At 47.4% G+C, this 16,530-nt stretch carries 16 protein-coding genes and 2 tRNA genes; 6 read left to right on the forward strand and 12 right to left on the reverse strand.

Annotated elements, in window-relative coordinates:
* Positions 1-54 precede the first annotated feature (54 nt).
* Positions 55-127, reverse strand: a tRNA-Arg gene (locus A1sIIA65_RS06540).
* A gap of 84 nt (positions 128-211) precedes the next feature.
* On the reverse strand, positions 212-1,648 hold the full coding sequence (locus A1sIIA65_RS06545; protein WP_095676730.1) for a GuaB1 family IMP dehydrogenase-related protein: 1,437 nt from the start codon (positions 1,646-1,648) through the stop codon (positions 212-214).
* A gap of 46 nt (positions 1,649-1,694) precedes the next feature.
* Here A1sIIA65_RS06545 and A1sIIA65_RS06550 point away from each other — a divergent pair, with 46 nt between their 5' ends.
* Positions 1,695-2,915 (forward strand): beta-N-acetylhexosaminidase, encoded by a 1,221-nt coding sequence (locus A1sIIA65_RS06550; RefSeq protein WP_095676731.1) that lies wholly within the window; start codon positions 1,695-1,697, stop codon positions 2,913-2,915.
* Here the strand turns inward: A1sIIA65_RS06550 and A1sIIA65_RS06555 are convergent.
* From A1sIIA65_RS06555 to A1sIIA65_RS06580, 6 genes are all read right to left on the reverse strand, one after another.
* Entirely contained in the window at positions 2,912-3,517 is a 606-nt protein-coding gene (locus A1sIIA65_RS06555) for a GNAT family N-acetyltransferase (protein ID WP_095676732.1), read from the reverse strand. The genes A1sIIA65_RS06550 and A1sIIA65_RS06555 overlap by 4 nt on opposite strands.
* A 2-nt stretch (positions 3,518-3,519) precedes the next feature.
* The gene (locus tag A1sIIA65_RS06560; protein ID WP_095676733.1) at positions 3,520-4,350 is read right to left on the reverse strand and encodes a class II fructose-bisphosphate aldolase; all 831 of its coding nucleotides are present in this window, start codon (positions 4,348-4,350) and stop codon (positions 3,520-3,522) included.
* Positions 4,351-4,358: 8 nt separating this feature from the next.
* Positions 4,359-5,153 (reverse strand): DeoR/GlpR family DNA-binding transcription regulator, encoded by a 795-nt coding sequence (locus A1sIIA65_RS06565; RefSeq protein WP_095676734.1) that lies wholly within the window; start codon positions 5,151-5,153, stop codon positions 4,359-4,361.
* On the reverse strand, positions 5,150-6,004 hold the full coding sequence (locus A1sIIA65_RS06570; RefSeq protein ID WP_095676735.1) for a carbohydrate ABC transporter permease: 855 nt from the start codon (positions 6,002-6,004) through the stop codon (positions 5,150-5,152). The genes A1sIIA65_RS06565 and A1sIIA65_RS06570 overlap by 4 nt, the downstream gene beginning before the upstream one ends.
* Positions 6,001-6,882, reverse strand: coding sequence for a carbohydrate ABC transporter permease (locus A1sIIA65_RS06575; RefSeq protein WP_190277113.1), 882 nt, complete (start codon positions 6,880-6,882; stop codon positions 6,001-6,003). The genes A1sIIA65_RS06570 and A1sIIA65_RS06575 overlap by 4 nt, the downstream gene beginning before the upstream one ends.
* A 143-nt stretch (positions 6,883-7,025) precedes the next feature.
* Entirely contained in the window at positions 7,026-8,261 is a 1,236-nt protein-coding gene (locus A1sIIA65_RS06580; RefSeq protein WP_095676737.1) for an extracellular solute-binding protein, read from the reverse strand.
* Positions 8,262-8,435: 174 nt separating this feature from the next.
* Between A1sIIA65_RS06580 and A1sIIA65_RS06585 the strand changes: the two genes are divergently transcribed.
* Genes A1sIIA65_RS06585 through A1sIIA65_RS06600 form a run of 4 tightly spaced genes read left to right on the forward strand, consistent with a single transcriptional unit; the run spans position 8,436 to position 11,741 of the window.
* Entirely contained in the window at positions 8,436-9,317 is an 882-nt protein-coding gene (locus A1sIIA65_RS06585; RefSeq protein ID WP_095676738.1) for an SIS domain-containing protein, read from the forward strand.
* 14 nt (positions 9,318-9,331) lie between these two features.
* Entirely contained in the window at positions 9,332-10,234 is a 903-nt protein-coding gene (locus A1sIIA65_RS06590) for an ROK family protein (RefSeq protein WP_190277114.1), read from the forward strand.
* Positions 10,234-11,325, forward strand: coding sequence for an N-acetylglucosamine-6-phosphate deacetylase (locus A1sIIA65_RS06595; RefSeq protein ID WP_095676740.1), 1,092 nt, complete (start codon positions 10,234-10,236; stop codon positions 11,323-11,325). The genes A1sIIA65_RS06590 and A1sIIA65_RS06595 overlap by 1 nt, the downstream gene beginning before the upstream one ends.
* Positions 11,322-11,741: an ester cyclase gene (locus tag A1sIIA65_RS06600; protein ID WP_095676741.1), complete on the forward strand. Its 420-nt coding sequence runs from the start codon at positions 11,322-11,324 to the stop codon at positions 11,739-11,741. Before A1sIIA65_RS06595 ends, A1sIIA65_RS06600 begins: the two co-directional genes overlap by 4 nt.
* Positions 11,742-11,844: 103 nt before the next feature.
* Here A1sIIA65_RS06600 and A1sIIA65_RS06605 read toward each other — a convergent pair whose 3' ends face one another.
* The 4 genes from A1sIIA65_RS06605 to A1sIIA65_RS06620 all read right to left on the reverse strand — a co-directional run bounded on the left by A1sIIA65_RS06605 (position 11,845) and on the right by A1sIIA65_RS06620 (position 15,927).
* Complete coding sequence (locus A1sIIA65_RS06605; RefSeq protein ID WP_095676742.1) at positions 11,845-13,860, reverse strand: bifunctional metallophosphatase/5'-nucleotidase; 2,016 nt, start codon at positions 13,858-13,860, stop codon at positions 11,845-11,847.
* A gap of 77 nt (positions 13,861-13,937) precedes the next feature.
* Positions 13,938-15,212: an FAD-dependent oxidoreductase gene (locus A1sIIA65_RS06610; RefSeq protein ID WP_095676743.1), complete on the reverse strand. Its 1,275-nt coding sequence runs from the start codon at positions 15,210-15,212 to the stop codon at positions 13,938-13,940.
* 24 nt (positions 15,213-15,236) lie between these two features.
* A tRNA-Ser gene (locus A1sIIA65_RS06615) sits at positions 15,237-15,328 on the reverse strand.
* 44 nt (positions 15,329-15,372) lie between these two features.
* Complete coding sequence (locus A1sIIA65_RS06620) at positions 15,373-15,927, reverse strand: hypothetical protein (RefSeq protein ID WP_190277115.1); 555 nt, start codon at positions 15,925-15,927, stop codon at positions 15,373-15,375.
* Between the two features lie 114 nt (positions 15,928-16,041).
* Here A1sIIA65_RS06620 and A1sIIA65_RS06625 point away from each other — a divergent pair, with 114 nt between their 5' ends.
* Complete coding sequence (locus A1sIIA65_RS06625) at positions 16,042-16,530, forward strand: hypothetical protein (RefSeq protein WP_095676744.1); 489 nt, start codon at positions 16,042-16,044, stop codon at positions 16,528-16,530.

Raw genomic sequence — 16,530 nt, forward strand, 5'->3', positions numbered from 1 at the left:
TGATTGGGCAAAAAGAAAAGCCCCCGGTGTGAAAGGCACCGAGAGCTTAACTTGTGCGCGCGAAGGGATTCGAACCCCTAACCTTCTGATCCGTAGTCAGATGCTCTATCCGTTGAGCTACGCACGCTTATTGAATTGTGTATTGCGAATGCGAATACTACAGGCTTTTTCTAACCTTGAAAAACTGCCCTAATTAAGCCTATTTCAATGCTTAACCACGCCAAGAAGTATTTAGTGGACGACCTTCTGCATAACCAGAGGCGGATTGAATTCCAACAACTGCGCGCTCTGCAAACTCTGCAAGGTTATGTGCACCTGCGTATGTGCATGATGAACGTAATCCAGAAATGATTTCATCAATCAAATCTTCAACTCCTGGGCGGTTTGGATCAAGGAACATTCGTGATGAAGAGATTCCTTCTTCAAAGAGTGATTTACGTGCACGATCGAATGCATCTTCTTGTGATGTGCGTGCACTTACTGCTCGCTTTGATGCCATACCGAAAGATTCCTTATAGGCACGGCCAGAACTATCGCGCATCAAGTCGCCAGGTGATTCGTATGTTCCGGCAAACCAAGATCCGATCATTACCTGTGATGCACCCGCAGCAAGGGCTAGTGCAACATCGCGAGGATGACGGACTCCGCCATCTGCCCAGACGTGTGCACCTAACTTCTTTGCCTCTGCTGCACATTCAAGAACTGCAGAAAATTGTGGACGGCCAACACCGGTCTGCATACGTGTTGTACACATTGCACCTGGCCCGACACCGACCTTAATAATGGTGGCACCTGCTGCAACAAGGTCACGAACACCATCTGCTGTAACAACATTGCCAGCAACGATAGGAACATTCAGGTTCAGCTTCTTAATAGCTTGTAGCGCTTCAATCATCTTCTTCTGATGGCCGTGCGCAGTATCAACAACAAGCACATCAGCTCCTGCTGCAACGAGTTTTGCTGCCTTATCGGCCACATCACCATTGATACCAACTGCCGCGGCAATTCGAAGCTTGTTGTTCTTATCAACAGCAGGTGTATATAAAGTCGCACGAAGTGCGCCCACCTTGGTGATAATTCCAACGAGTTCACCGCTTGCTGAAACCACAGGGGCCACAGTGCGAAGACGTTCATTGAGGAATTCAAATGCTTGGCGTGGATCAAGAGTGTCAGGCATTGTTGTGAGCTCTTGGGTCATTACTTGGCTCAGCTGAGTAAAGCGATCAACGCCAGCTAAATCTTCTTCAGTCACGATGCCAACAGGCTTCTTGCCATCGACAATGACGATTGCACCATGTGAGCGCTTATGGATAAGCGATGCTGCATCAGCCACAGTCTCTTTGAGAGTCAGAGTGATGGGTGTTTCAAAGAATGTGTGGCGAGCTTTGACGGATGCGATGACGTCGGCAACAACAGGAATCGGAATATCTTGTGGGATAACAACCATTCCACCGCGACGAGCCATGGTCTCAGCCATGCGACGACCTGCAATAGCGGTCATATTTGCAACTACTAATGGGATTGTTGTCCCGCTGCCATCATTGGATGTCAGATCAACTTCCATGCGGCTGGTGAGTTCGGAATTGCTAGGAACCATGAATACATCGTCGTAGGTGAGGTCATAGACCGGATTGTTAATAAATCGCACGTACTGAAGCCTACCGCCGATAAGGCAAGGGCGACATAATCGCCTCATGATGCGCTGGCGCGGGGCGATGCTCGATATATCTCGCCATTACTTTGATGCCACCTTCATCAAGAAGACCATCAGCTCCCTAGCCATCTTCGACTACAACACCTTGCACCTGCACCTAACTGATGATCAAGGTTGGCGCCTTGAGAGCAAGGTATTCCCGCTTCTTCATGAAGTGGGTTCGATTCGCAAGCAGAGTCAGAACAATCACGGCCTTCTAGAACCTACCTATGACGGCAAAGAACATTCTGGCTATCTCACACACAATGATGTGCGCGAAATAGTTAGCCATGCACACTCACTTGGGATGCAGGTAGTTCCTGAAGTAAATATCCCAGGACACACAGGTGCACTACTAGCCGCCTATCCTCAATTCGGAGTAAACAAAGCTGCAGTAGAAGTAAGTGGGCGTTGGGGAATTTCAGATTACTTACTTCGACCATTTCCAGAAACATTTGAATTTCTCACAAAGGTATTTGAAGAAGTAGCAGAGCTCTTTCCATCCGAATACATCCATGTTGGCGGAGATGAATCACTGATTGATAATTGGTTGAAAGATCCTGAAGTTGTTGCCTTTATGAAAGAGAAGGATTTTGCCTCAACGAAGGAACTCTTCATGTTCTTTATGAAGGAGATTGAAAAGATTATTTCAGGCTTGGGCAAGAAGATGGTGACCTGGGATGATGCTTTTGCATTTGATCCTGAGCAAGCAACACAAGCCACAGTGATGTCATGGCGTGGCTCTGCCATTGCACAGATTGCACTCGATCATGGACGTGAAGTAATTCAAGGTCCAGTCTTTCCAACATATTTAGATTACTCACAAGAAGTATCTGAATCTGAGCCCCTTGCCATTGGTGGTCCTGTCACTCTCGAAGATGTCTTGGCATTTACTCCACTTCCCGGTGTTACAGGAGTTCAATTCCAGCTATGGAGTGAATACATTCAATTCCCTTTGCATGCCGAATACATGACGTGGCCGCGAGCTGCAGCACTTGCTTTTCGCTGTTGGGGTGAAGGACAAGACTTTGAGAGCTACTTCGCAGAACGAAGGCCACTTCTTGAAAAACTCGATGTAACTATCCGCGATGTGGACCCTCTCAAGAGAGCCAAAATCGCCCACTTGGGAATAGGTCCCTACGATCGAGGATTCGACACAGCATCCATGATGGAAGCACTGGAGAAATCAGCTGTGGCAGGAGAAGTAGCGCACGATTTCTAAAGTTTCTTTGCAACTCCGATTTCACCGGGGCGTTCAAAGATGATCTGGTATCCAACAGCCTTATAGAAGGCGAGTGCGTTCTGATTCTTTGCACTTAAAATCAGGTGAACACCTTGAGAACCAGCGCTGCGCAACGAATCCTCCATTGCCTGCATCAACTTCTTTCCCCACCCTTTTCCTTGCATCTCTGGAACAAGGTTGATGTGTGCATGTGAGGGGAATTCTTCGAGGAACTCAGATGGTGACCGCAAAGGATTATGAATCAGATGAGCAATTCTTTCATCTCTGCTCCATGAATCCTGCTGAGAGAGATCGGGCTTTCTATAGAAGGCTTGCTTGGCAGGCCACCACACCGCGTCAGTAACTGATTCAAATGAGTTCGTATCAAGAGTTGCAATGCAATATCCCAGAGGGACTCCATCATCATTTTGCACTACATAACAATGATCTGCGGATAGGTGCAGATAGGGACCGACCCAAATATCACCCAATAGATCTGGTTGGTCAAAAATTCCCGTTGCATCTTTACCTGAATCCCCAGTGATGACGCAGATGTCATAGAGAGTTCGCTCATCTTCTAGAGAGGCTAAACGAATATTCATCGCTACTTCAATAGCGCTAGAAGTCGAGCAACTTCAGATGCAACAGCGTCGCGGCCTGGAGCGATGTATTTGCGAGGATCTACTAACTTCGGATTGGCACCGAGCGCTTGGCGAATTTCATGGGTGAAGACATTGTTAAGGTGAGTTGCAATATTGATCTTGCTCATCCCAGACTTCACAGCCCTCTGTAAATCAGGATCACTGACACCAGATGATCCATGCAAGACAAGAGGAACTCCCACAGTCTTTGCGATCTCTGCAATCAAGTCAAAATCAAGCGTTGCATCGCGAGTGGTCATTGCATGAGAAGAGCCAACAGCCACAGCCAATAAGTGCGCTCCAGTAGCCTCTGCAAAGGCCTTTGCCTCTAAGGGATTAGTTCGAACTCCAGGGGCGTGAACGCCATCCTTGCCACCGACTTCACCGATCTCAACTTCAAGGGTTGCGCCATAACTCTTGCAGAGATCTGCCATGCGAGCACTGGCTGCGACGTTCTCATCATAAGAAAGCTTTGACCCATCGAACATTACTGAGTCATAACCGAGATCAAGTGCTTGCTTAACTAGATCTTCACTCTCCGCGTGATCAAGGTGAACAGATACGGGAACAGTTGCACCTTCTGCGATAGCAATTGTTGCAACAGAGATTGGCTTTAACCCTTTGTGATAGCTAACGCAGTTCTCGCTGATCTGCAAGATGACAGGAAGTTTTGCTTGCTCTGCCCCAGCTACGAGTGCTTCAGCATGCTCGAGCAAGATAACGTTAAATGCACCAACGGCAGAACCAGCACTCTTAGCTTCGAGTACTAGCTTGCCTGCATTTGTCCGTGACATCGCGCTCCTTAGACAATCACGATTTCAACGCCAAGTGCGCGGAAATCTTTGACTATCTTAGGGTCTATTCCATCATCTGTAATGAGGACATCAATTTCACTAATGGGGCGGATAGATGCAAATGCGCTCTTGGCAAACTTGGAACTATCTGTGACAACGACAATCTTGCGGGCACGTGCTGCAATCTGGCGATTGACTCGGGCTTCATCTTCATGTCGAGCTGCTGCGCCAATGACTGAATCAATTGCTTCAACGCCAAGGAATGCAATATCAATATTGACTTCCTTCAATACCTCTTCAGCAAATGGTCCCGTGAGCTCATATGACTGTGGGCGAGCAACCCCACCAGTCACAACAATCTTGATTTGATGTCGCACAGTCAGCTCAGCCGCAATATTCACTGCGTTTGTAACGACAGTGAGCGCTGGTTGAAGATCAGATGGATCACCAGGTGCGAACTCTGAACGAGCAACAATGGCGCGAGCAACGGCTGTTGTCGTTGTTCCACCGTTGATGCCGATGATGTCATAGCGAGAGACCATCTCAGCCGCAGCCTGCGCTATCCGCTGCTTTACCTCATCTTCTTTTGCAACCTTATAGGTCAGTGGAATACCGAGTGATCCACCGGTTGCAACAGCGCCACCGTGTGTGCGAGAAAGAAGTTGTTTCTTTGCTAGCGAATCAAAATCTCTGCGAATAGTTGCAGCCGAAACTTCTAACTCTTGTGCGACATCTTCTACTTCAACGCTACCTTTTTCGACAACTATCTCCAAGATTCTGGAAAGTCGTTCTTGTCTACTCACTTCACGCTACCGGCAGTAAGTCCGCCAACGAGCCACTTCTCGATGAGACCAAAGAGGATGACGACTGGAACAATGGCAATCAAAGAGCCTGCAAAGAGGTACTGCCACTGCACTTGATAGAAACCAATAAGGGCGGTTAGGCCAACCGTCAGTGGCTCTTGCTCGGGCGATGATGTCAATGTGAGAGCAATTACGAACTCATTCCATGCGGCGATAAATGTGAAGATAAATGCCGTCGCAAGTCCAGGAAGAGAGAGTGGAAGAACGATGCGCACGAGTGTTGAGACGCGGCTGCATCCGTCAATCCATGCAGCTTCTTCAATCTCCTGAGGGATGCTTGAAAAGAAGCTAGAGAGGATCCAGATAGAAAATGCCATGTTAAATGCGGCATAGACAAGAATCAGTCCCAAATAAGTGTTTACAAGATTTAACTTTGCAATCTCGCGGAAGATTCCAATTACCAAAGCAGTAGGTGCAAACATTTGTGTGACAAGAACTAAGAAGAGGAAGACCTTGCGGCCGCGGAAATTATTACGTGCAACGTAATAGGCAGCAGGAACTGCAATAAAGATTACGATGAGGGTTGCTGACATAGAAATGATAAATGAGCTCTTGATAAAGGTTCCAAGAGGAATCTCTTTCCACACATTTATGAAGTTCTCAAATGCCCACTTCTTAGGAAAATATGTAGGGGGAATTGAGGTGATCTCTTCCTTAGGTTTGAGTGCTGTAAGAAGCATCTGAAAGTAAGGTGCAAAGAAGAGGAAACCCAAGACCCATGCAGAGATGGTCAAGCTGACCTTCTTGCCGGTAAAGCGCTTATGGCGCTTAGGAAGGAGGATTGTTGTCATGAGTTCCGCTCCTGGCTCTTGGAGACCTTTAGGAAGATGCCGATAAAGATCAGAATGATGATCAAGTTAAGAGATGCCATTGAGGCAGATTGGCCAATATCTTGATCACGGAAGGAGATCTTGTATCCAAGGGTTGTGGTCGTATCAGTCTCATAACCAGGGCCACCTGCAGTGATAACCCAGATGATTGGGAAGGCATTAAAGATATTAATCAAGTTAATTGCCATGGCAACTAAGAGTGCAGGCTTAATCAATGGGAATTTGATGAATCGATAACCCTTCCAGGCTGTTGCACCATCAACAGTGGATGATTCAACAATGTCATCTGGAATAGTTGCAAGTCCTGCAAGGATGACAAAGGATGTAAAGGGAATTGATACAAAGACTGCAACAATCATCAACCAGACAAATGATTGTTTTGGATTTGCAAGAAAATCTACTGGTTCCTTATATAAATGTAGATCAATCAAAATCTTGTTCAGCACACCGTAATATGGGTCGAGAATCCACTTCCAAATTGTTGAGCTCATAACTACTGATGCTGCCCAGGGAATAATCACTGCCCAGCGAACAACTTTGCGCCCCGGATACTTTGCATTGAGAAGTTGGGCCACCGGCAAAGAAATAATGATTGTAAAGAAGACAATTCCTACTACCCAAATAAAGGTGCGGATAAGGACGTTAGGTAGATCTGGGTTGGCAAGGAGTGTTTGATAGTTTTCAAGGCCTGCCCAACCTTTGGTAATTCCTGATGAGCTCACATCTTGGAAAGATGTGCGGATCATTTCAAATGCTGGCCAGAGTACAAATCCAAAGATCATAAAGAGCGCCGGGAAGATCCACGGAAAGGCACCGAGACGTGACTTGCGTTTGAGCATATTCGGCATTCGCCCTGATCTCCTTAGATGTGATTGCGGTCATTCTAATTGTTGCCAGAAATATAAAGTAGAGCGGGGGTTCGCGATTATTCGCGAACCCCCAACCCTTACTTCTTTGTCACCAAGAGTGACAGGTCGTGCGACTACTTAGAAGCTGCAAGCGCCTTTGCTTGGAGTGCATCCATAGTCTTCTTTGGATTTACAAGTGCTGTTCCGATCTGCTGCTGGATAGCACCCTTAACTGCTGGGAATGCTGCCTGATCTCCTGGATAGAAGATTGCAGATGGAAGCAACTTGATGAATGGTGCGAGCTTTGCATCCTTGGCTGCGATTGCTCCTGCTGACTTAGTCGCAGGAATAAATCCGCCTGCAGCCTTAAGGAATGCTGCGTAGTTTGTTGGCTCGAAGATGAAGTCCATCCACTTCGTGATTTCAGCCTTATGTCCATTTGCCTTGTATGCAGTGAAGTAATCCTGAACACCAAGTGTTACAGGCTTCTTTCCTGGAGCAGCAACGAATGAACCTGAACCGATGTTGATTGAAGCTCCACCGTTGTCCTTAAGCCATCCTTCAAGGAAGACTGAACCGTTGATGAATGCCGCCTTACCTGCTGCAAAGAGTGCCTGTGCACATGCCGTGCGGTCACACTTAGCTGGGTTTGGCTGTGTCAACTTCTGATCTGTGAGCTTCTTAAGGAATTCCATTGTCTGGATATTTTCCTTAGAGTTAAGAACCCACTTGCCATTCTTAAACATTACGCCACCGTTACCGCCAGCCCAGATTGCGAATTCAGCTTGTGCTTCTTCTGGTCCAAGTGGAAGTGCATATGGGTAAACGCCTGGAACCTTAGCCTTGATCTGCTTGAGAACCTTCTCAAGTTCAGGCCAGGTTGTTGGAAGCTTTGTTACGCCAGCCTTCTTAAGGATGTCCTTGTTATAGAAGAGTGCGCGTGCTGATGCTAAGTCTGGAACAGCGTAAGCAATGCCGTTGTACTTAGAGTTGTTAAGGAATGTTGGGACGATGTCATCAAGAGTTGCCTTGCTGACTACTTCATCCGCACGGTAGAGAAGACCTTCAGCAGCAGCTGCTGAGTAGTCGCCCTTGTTAACAATGTCAGGTGTCTGACCTGTTGCAACAAGTGTCTTTACCTTGTCATCGATTGTTTCCCATGAAACTACGTTGACTGAAACTTTGATTGTTGGGTTTGCCTTTGTAAATCTTGCTGAGAGTTCATCCCAGTATGGCTGCATATTTGCGTAATCTGCTGCGACCATCTTTAGTTCGACTGGATCTGCTGCCTTAGCTGATGTGCCAAGGACAGAAGCTGCGATCAAACCTGTAGCTGCAACGAGTGCGCTGAGGCGAGTCACTTTCTTCATGCGTATTACTCCTGACGGGTTTAGGCCCCGGTAAAGGGGCTTCGTTGGAGGTAGTCGACCACCTTCGATGAGGTAAAGCAACGATTTGCAGGTAACTGTTTGATAACGAACACATAACGACAAAAATGTGCAAAATTCTTGACTTTAGCATCGCCCTACGCCTACGGTTGCGCCATGACAACCGCCCTCCACGCAGATGCCGAAATCGCCTCCCAGCCCCAGATCTGGCGCCAGGTAGCTGACTTCGCCCCTAGCGTCTTTGGCAAGCTCCCCCAGAAGGGCGAGCGCGTTGCCGTCGTGGGCTGCGGAAGCTCCTGGTTTATGTCGATGGCATATGCCTCACTGCGTGAAGCTGCCGGCCATGGCGAGACCGATGTATACGCCGGATCTGAATTTAACTATGACCGTAAATATGACCGCGTTGTCTCCATCTCTCGCTCTGGGACAACATCTGAAATCGTAGAACTTCTTGGCAAAATCAAGACACCGTCAGTTGTCCTTACAGCGATTCATAACTCCCCTGTTGAAGATCGTGCAACTGAAACCATCATTATGGATTTCGCAGATGAGCAATCAGTACTACAAACTCGTTGGGCAACAGCGGCCCTTGGTCTGCTCCGCGCTCACCTTGGCTTTGATCTCAACTCTATTGTCAAAGATGCTGAGGCAGCACTTGCAAGTGATATCTCAAATCTCGTTGAAGTAGAACAGATCAGCTTCCTTGGACGTGGTTGGACAATCGGCCTTGCACATGAGGCAGCGCTGAAGACTCGCGAATCATCACAGTTCTGGGCTGAGGCATATCCGGCACTTGATTACCGCCACGGTCCTCTTTCTATCTCACAGCCAGGTCGCGCAGTCTGGGCATTTGGCGATATCCCTGCTGACTTAGTCCGCGATATCAAATCAACGGGCGCTCTCTTTGAATCAAGCACTCTCGACCCAATGGCCCATCTGATCCGTGCTCAGCGTGTAGCAATCGCTATCGCTAAGAAGCGTGGAGTAGATGCTGATAATCCACGCGGTCTAGCACGCTCCATCATTCTCGATAAGTAATTACACTCATCTCTGTGAGCTATGTAGTCGCAGTAGATGTAGGCGGAACCGAGATCAAGAGCGCTCTGGTCGACTCTGATTTCAACGTTATCGCAACTACCACTGCGCCTACTCCAAAGGCCGATACAACCGGCGTCGAAACCGTGAAAGCAATCGCTGCCATCGTCGCACAATTTTCCACACAACATCCTGTTGATGCTGTCGGATTAGCAGTACCAGGCGCACTCGATGAGCCAGCAGGAACATCTCGTTGGTCAGGCAATCTGCAGTGGAAGAACCTTCCTATTCGTAATCTCTTAGAAGATGCCATCAAGATTCCAGTTGCATTCGGCCATGATGTGCGCACAGCAGCTGTTGCTGAGATGCGCAGTGGCGCAGCAAAAGGTGCTCGCAATGCAATCTTTATTCCCGTTGGAACCGGTATTGCTGCAGCGCTGATCATCGATGGCGAGATTCGATCTGCAGAAGGATTTGCAGGCGAGATCGGCCATGTGAATGTCAATGGCAAATATCCATGCGTCTGTGGCAAGAGTGGATGTTTAGAACCTGCAGCATCGACTCTCGCAATCAGTAAAGCCTATGAAGCGCAATCCGGAAAGAGCGGAACTACCACTGAGGAAATTTACAAACTTGTTGTTGCAGGCGATGCTGTTGCAATAAATGTTTGGAACGATGCAACGGCTGCCATGGCGCGTGCATGTGAATTACTCATCACCATTCTTGCACCAGAAGTAATTGTCTTTGGTGGCGGACTATCTAATGCAGGAGAGACATTCCTTAAGCCTATTAGAGATTACTTAGATTCATCTCTGACCTTCCAGCGCAAACCCCGACTTGAAATTGCACATTACGGCGCAAAGGCCGGAACTATTGGTTGTGCGATGTTGGCATTTGATCGTGTGAAGGCAGGCAAGTAATGCATATCCACGGATCATCTGCCGTTGTTGATGGAAAGCTGCAAGAGAAGGTCTGCATTAAGGGTGCCGATGGAGTCATCACTGCAATCACTCTGAACTGCGCAGAAACTCCTGATTCAAGCCACTCTGGCACTTTGATTCCGGGCTTCGTTGATATCCACTCACATGGTGGCGCTGGCTTCTACTTCTCAGATCTCTCACCTGAAAATGTTGCAGCAGCGCGCAATACCCACCTTTCCCATGGCACAACAACTCATATTGCATCCCTTGTCACAGAACCCATTGGTGTTCTTGAAGAACAGATTCTGCGATTAGTTCCGATGGTTAACGCTGGTGTCTTTGAAGGCATTCACTTAGAAGGTCCTTACCTATCTCATGCACGCTGCGGAGCACACGAGCCATCCCTGTTGCGCTCACCTGATATCGATGAACTATCCGCTCTGCTTGATGCAGGGCAAGGTGCAATCACGATGATCACTCTTGCTCCAGAACTCGATAGCGGCATTGAAGCAGTTGAATACTTAACTTCCCGTGGAATTACTGTGGCCCTTGGCCATTCACAAGCAGATGCAGCAACTACTAACGCTGCCTTTGCAGCAGGGGCTAAGCTCGTTACCCACTTCAGCAATGGGATGCCTAAGCCATCAGCGGGTGCAACAACTATCGCTGAAGCATCACTTGCCGAGAAGCGAATTCCACTTGAAATGATTATTGATGGAGTTCACGTCTCTAATGAAATCCTCAAAGAAGTTCTCGCATCCGGTGATCAACGCACTATTTTGATTACAGATTCGATGTCGGCGGCAGGTGGTGCTGACGGTAGTTACTCGATTGGATCCCTGGATGTAGTGGTCATTGATGGAGTAGCACGATTGACTTCAAATCATTCTTTGGCAGGAAGTACGCTCACCATGGATCAGGCGTTTATCAACTTCCTCAAAGTAAATAACAACATTGTTGATTGCGTATTTGCAGCATCCACTCTGCCTGCAAAGACCCTTGGTCTGCATGCAGTCGGTGAGATCGCGGTTGGAAAGAAGACACATATTCTCGAATACACGGGTACTGAAATTAAGGTGGTTGCCTCATGAGTTCACTCGAATCTAATCGCCAAGCAGCTGCTGATTTCTTTGAACAAATCTGGAATCAGAAAGATGAATCAGCTATCGATCGCTTTATCGCACTTGATGCAGCAGGTAATGACCCAAAGTTTGGTGTGGGGCGTGAATCTTTTCGCGAACAGTGGAAGAAGTGGCATGCAGCATTTCCTGATCTTCACTTTGATGTTCGAGAAATCATCGCTGAAGGCGATCGCGTTGTAACTCGTTGGCATCTGACTGGAACACACACCGGTGCTGAGTATTTAGGTAAGGCGGCATCGGGTGCAAAGATTGCCGTTGATGGTGTTTCCATCGACACCATTAAAGATGGCGTTGTGCTTGATGGATTTGATGCCTGGGATTCACTCGGTTTCCGTGAACAACTAGGAATTATCAAGCCGCTTTAAAGTCCTGCATCTCTTTTTCTATCGCAGATTAGTTTGTTACAAAAGGTAAGAGGCGCCTAGTTTCCTAGGCGCCTCTAATCCCGATTACCCTCTAATCGAGAATTTACGCGACTTTCTTAATACGACCATCTGCTGCTGGAACTTGGGTTACCTTTCCAGCGGCTAGATCTGCCTTAAGAGCATCTACAAAGAGATCAAGGAGTGCTCCCTGAACCTTTGCTTGAGCTGGTGAGAACACATTCACATAGCCATCTCCACCGTAGATAACGAAGTCGAGTGTTGTGATTGTGTATTGCTTTGCATCCTTAGGAATTGCAGTTCCATCTAGCTTTGTTACTTCAACAATTCGGCTACCAGCCGGCTTTGTTGAGTCAAAGCTGAACTTGAATCCTGAAATCTGTGGGAAACGTCCATCACCTGGGTAGTTTCCTCCGACTCCATTTTCAAGTGCCTTCCACAGGTTTTCACCAGTTACTACTGATGTAGCAATCTGATTTCCAAATGGGAAGACTGTGAATGCATCTCCTAACGTCACATCAAGCGCCCCTGTCCCGGTGCGCACAAGTGAAGTATTTGCAGGAATGTATGTCTTTGCAGGGAAGGTATCGCGTATTCCACCACCATTTTGAACTGCGAAATCTGTCTTGTATTTAGCGCGCATGAGATCTGCAATGTAATTACCCATTGGAGTTTCTCCAGAGCGTTCTACTGCCGGTGTTCCACCACGTGGGAAGACACCTGAAACTGTTCCGATCTTCACATCTAGCTTGGCGGTGAGTTGGTCCTTATAGGTCTTCACCATCGCAGCAGCTGCAGCATCTTGAGTTGTTACTGTGCTTAAGACACCTGTGTTGATAGTTGGTGCAGCAGCCTTCAATACATGCTGGATTGATTGACCAACTACTTTTCCGCGCTTGATACAGATCTGGGTACGTGTGTACTCAACGCCTGCATTGCGAGTCTGGCCGAGGACAACTGGATTGGTTCGAATTGTTCCTGGAGTCAGTGTTGCAAAAGTCTGGTGGCTATGGCCACCGTAGATTGCAGTTGCTCCCTTGATCTGTGCAGCTAACTCATTGAGTTGACCCTTTGCAGTTCCATCAGAGTTCTGTAGCCAACCCTGGTGAAGGAGTGCAATAACAATCTCAGCGCCAGCAGCCTTAGCCTCTGTAATCGCCTTATTTACCCCAGCAACACCTGGGTTAATTGTGATGGTCTGCTTGGCACCAGATGCACTTACGTAATCCAAGTTACCTGGGAATACCTGTTCAATAGTCTCTGGGGTATTGGAGCCGACAACGCCGACTTTCACGCCACCACGTTCGATTATCGAGAAGTTCTTCATCTGCTTGGTTCCTGATTTAAGAACTGCAAGTGAGTCTGCGTCATAGTTTGAGACAACCCACTGGAAATTTGAGAGACCGATCATTTTATTGAGGTGATCTAGCTTTCGGTCATGCTCGTGATTTCCTGGAATTGAAACATCGAGTTTGATTGAGTTAAGAGTTTCAATGGTTGGAATTTCTTCAAATTCAGTTGAGATAGGTGGCGCGGCACCAATGTTGTCACCGGATGAGAGAGCAATGGTTGCTACGTTTGCTTTGCGGTCCGCTTCCCAGTTGCTAGCCAATAGCGCTGCTCCGAATGATGTGCCGACCTCAATCGCTCCATGGAGATCACTGAGCTGTAGGACCTGCACTGCTTTGTTCGTAGGAGAGGCAACAGTTGCAAGTTGTGCTGCTGTGTAGGACTTAGTTGATGCTTTTGGTTGTGAAAAACCATACTCATTCACTGCCTGAACAACAGGAGTACCTGCAGGTTGACCGATCACAACGGGCATTGTCACAACGTTATTAGCCTTCGCTGGGACAAAGATTGGACATGAGCCAGCACCAGCTGAAACTACATAACCAGAAATCTTTGGTTCCACATCCACACCTGGTGTCCATCGAACAACAACTCCACCAGAGCCAAGATATGAAGTAACACTTGTTGGCGCATTAGGTAGTGCATATGTTGATGCCTGTGCACTTGGGGCTATAACGAGCCCAGTTGCCGCGATGACCGCGGTTGATAGAAAGAATGAAAAAGCTGATTTGAGCATAATTGAGGATTTCATGAGAGGAGTTAACTCTTCTCCTTATTTTTTAATTGGAATAGAAAGTGAAGAGCAGGTTAATTACTGGTGAAAACTCCCTACAAGCCCGCTCTGCTTAGCAGATCCTGGCGGTCCACAAACTTGCGACGTGGCTTTCCAACCGATTCACCTGCAGCAACTTCAGCAGTGTTGATTGCCTGCCAGTGCTGCTGAGTTACAACCCTGTTATGTGTAATTACATCGGTGATATCACCTGAAGTTTTAGGTGTTCCAAGATCTTCAAGGAGCAACTGCATCACATCAGCTGCATCCGATTTATTGGTGCCGATAACCCCTGAAGGTCCGCGTTTTGCCCATCCAACGACATAGACATTTTCACTTACTCGGCCATCGGTATTAACAACCTTGCCCTTTTCGTAAGGAATTCCTTCAAGAGATGCTGCCTCATAACCAATGGCGGTAATTACTAAGCCACACTTAATACTGAAGGTTTCATCACTTCCGGTCTTCTGGAAGACAACTTCTTCAACACGAGCGTTGCCCTTGATCTCCTTAGGTGTTGCCAAAAACTGGAACTTCATCGTGCGTTCGTGGTTGGTGGCATCTTTTTCCGAAATCAAAAGCATTGCATCGAGATTGCTCTTCACATCTTTCTCAGGTGCATCTCCTGCGCGAGCAATGGCCGCTTCTATATCTGCCTTATCCATGACTACGTTGGTGTGTTCTAGCTTAGGAAGGTCGCGAAGTTCAGGTGAGGTAAAGGCTGCATGCTCAGGGCCACGACGGGCGCTGATGATTACTGTGCGCACTTTGCTCTCTTTAAAAGTATCAATTGCATGATCTGCCGTATCAGTTGGATCTAGCTCACTTGGCTCAAGTGCCAACATGCGAGCAACATCCATCGCTACATTTCCAGCGCCAATAACGACTGCCGTATTGGTACTCAAATCAATTGATTCATCTTTGAAATCAGGGTGCGAGTTATACCAAGGCACGAAAGTCGCTGCAGACATTGATCCCGGAAGATCTTCGCCAGGAATTCCGAGTTTCTTGCCGAGTGCTGTACCTGTTGCAATTACAACAGCGTCGTACTTCTCTTTAAGCTGTTCGATGGTGAGATCGCTACCAAGCTCAACGTTTGCAAATAATCTGAAGTTTGGTTCATTAGCAACTTTTTCAAATACCTTGGCAACTGTCTTAATCTTTGGGTGATCAGGTGCAACACCGCTACGAACCAAGCCCCAAGGGGTTGGAAGACGCTCAATCATGTCAATTGCGAATTGGAGTTCTTCTGTTTGAAGATTCTGCAGAGCAAGGGCTGCAAAGTAGCCGGCAGGTCCTGCACCGACGATTGCTACTTTGTATTGAGGCACACGAATCCTTTGCTAAAGAAATACTGGCGGAGACGAGGAGATTTGAACTCCTGAAGGCTTTTACACCTTACCTCGTTAGCAGTGAGGCGCACTCGACCGGGCTATGCGACGTCTCCAAGTGGTGAGGCAAGTCTAGCGCGTGAAGGAATGGGTAATCACTTCAGGCCTGAGACCGCTTCCGCGTGAAGATTCTCAGGGCAACGAGGCTAAAGAGTAGAGATGAAACTAGTAAGGCTGCGATGGAAAGTGGCTTCCAGGACGTTGGGTCTTGGGGGCGAATCTCATCACCGGGTACATCAATCAGCTGTTCTCCACCAACTGGCAATCCTTCAATTGTGTAGGGCGCATGATCATTCCCAACTAATTCAATGCTCACCAACTGCTCACCAGATTTATCAGCGAATTGGAAGGTATTCAGGTGAAACCATTGATTGTAAATACGCATTATCTTTCGTCCATCTAAGTACACATGAGCATGCCCTTCACCATTGACATGACGCATCGAAGCCATCTCGGGACGCCATGTAAAGCCTGCTGTGAGAACGCGAACATTAAACCCACCCGTTGGATCTTTGGTAATTTCAAGTGTGGCAGTGGGGGCATCAACCTTTGAAATCTCATGAATCGCACTTGCACCATCGGTGTGAGCAATGGCAGGACTACTGGTTGCAAATGTCAGAATCCATATGGTCAGTAGGGTGGAAATTAACTTCACCCTGAAAATATAGTGTAGGAAATGAAAATGTAATATCTCAAGTGTTCACTTTATATTCACTTAAGACGCTCTTTATCTTTTGACATGTTTTTTTCACCAACTTAGGCTTCTGGTATGAAGCTAAGAATTCTGACCTTAAGTGCCATTCTCATCGCATCCGGAGTAGCGCCTTCTCACGCTGCAACTGTGACAGATAAGATCGTTGTGAATAAGAAAACTGTTGTTACATATTCACTTGCTAACTCTGTCACTCTCAATCCCAATGGATGTGAAGAGGTCTACATCAAGTACACAATAGATAATTCTTACAACTTCCCAAATGCCTATGTCATGTTTGGACTTTATTCAGCCGAAAATAACGAGGCACAGTCAATTTATGTTCAACCTGGAAACGGGAAGAATGGACAAGGTAAAGATGCCTGGGTGGGTGATAAGGAAATGATCTTCTGTGGGAAAGCTAAGAGCTATGTCAATGAATACGGCGACAAGGTCACCGCACCTGCATTCTCAAAGGGGAAATACACTTTTTCTGCGCGCTTTACAATTCTCAAACCTAAATTGTCTACAACTCAATCTAAGAAGATAGCTTTCACGGTTAACTAG

It is taken from the genome of Candidatus Planktophila dulcis (assembly GCF_002288225.1).
Taxonomy (GTDB): domain Bacteria; phylum Actinomycetota; class Actinomycetes; order Nanopelagicales; family Nanopelagicaceae; genus Planktophila; species Planktophila dulcis.

Bases quoted from the DNA above. Each gene is read 5' to 3' on its own strand.
- A1sIIA65_RS06560 (WP_095676733.1), bottom strand. From the start codon at position 4,350: ATGTCACGGACAAATGCAGGCAAGCTAGTACTCGAAGCTAAGAGTGCT.
- A1sIIA65_RS06550 (WP_095676731.1), top strand. From the start codon at position 1,695: ATGATGCGCTGGCGCGGGGCGATGCTCGATATATCTCGCCATTACTTT.
- A1sIIA65_RS06570 (WP_095676735.1), bottom strand. From the start codon at position 6,004: ATGACAACAATCCTCCTTCCTAAGCGCCATAAGCGCTTTACCGGCAAG.
- A1sIIA65_RS06600 (WP_095676741.1), top strand. From the start codon at position 11,322: ATGAGTTCACTCGAATCTAATCGCCAAGCAGCTGCTGATTTCTTTGAA.
- A1sIIA65_RS06605 (WP_095676742.1), bottom strand. From the start codon at position 13,860: ATGAAATCCTCAATTATGCTCAAATCAGCTTTTTCATTCTTTCTATCA.
- A1sIIA65_RS06580 (WP_095676737.1), bottom strand. From the start codon at position 8,261: ATGAAGAAAGTGACTCGCCTCAGCGCACTCGTTGCAGCTACAGGTTTG.
- A1sIIA65_RS06555 (WP_095676732.1), bottom strand. From the start codon at position 3,517: ATGAATATTCGTTTAGCCTCTCTAGAAGATGAGCGAACTCTCTATGAC.
- A1sIIA65_RS06585 (WP_095676738.1), top strand. From the start codon at position 8,436: ATGACAACCGCCCTCCACGCAGATGCCGAAATCGCCTCCCAGCCCCAG.
- A1sIIA65_RS06575 (WP_190277113.1), bottom strand. From the start codon at position 6,882: ATGCTCAAACGCAAGTCACGTCTCGGTGCCTTTCCGTGGATCTTCCCG.
- A1sIIA65_RS06625 (WP_095676744.1), top strand. From the start codon at position 16,042: ATGAAGCTAAGAATTCTGACCTTAAGTGCCATTCTCATCGCATCCGGA.
- A1sIIA65_RS06595 (WP_095676740.1), top strand. From the start codon at position 10,234: ATGCATATCCACGGATCATCTGCCGTTGTTGATGGAAAGCTGCAAGAG.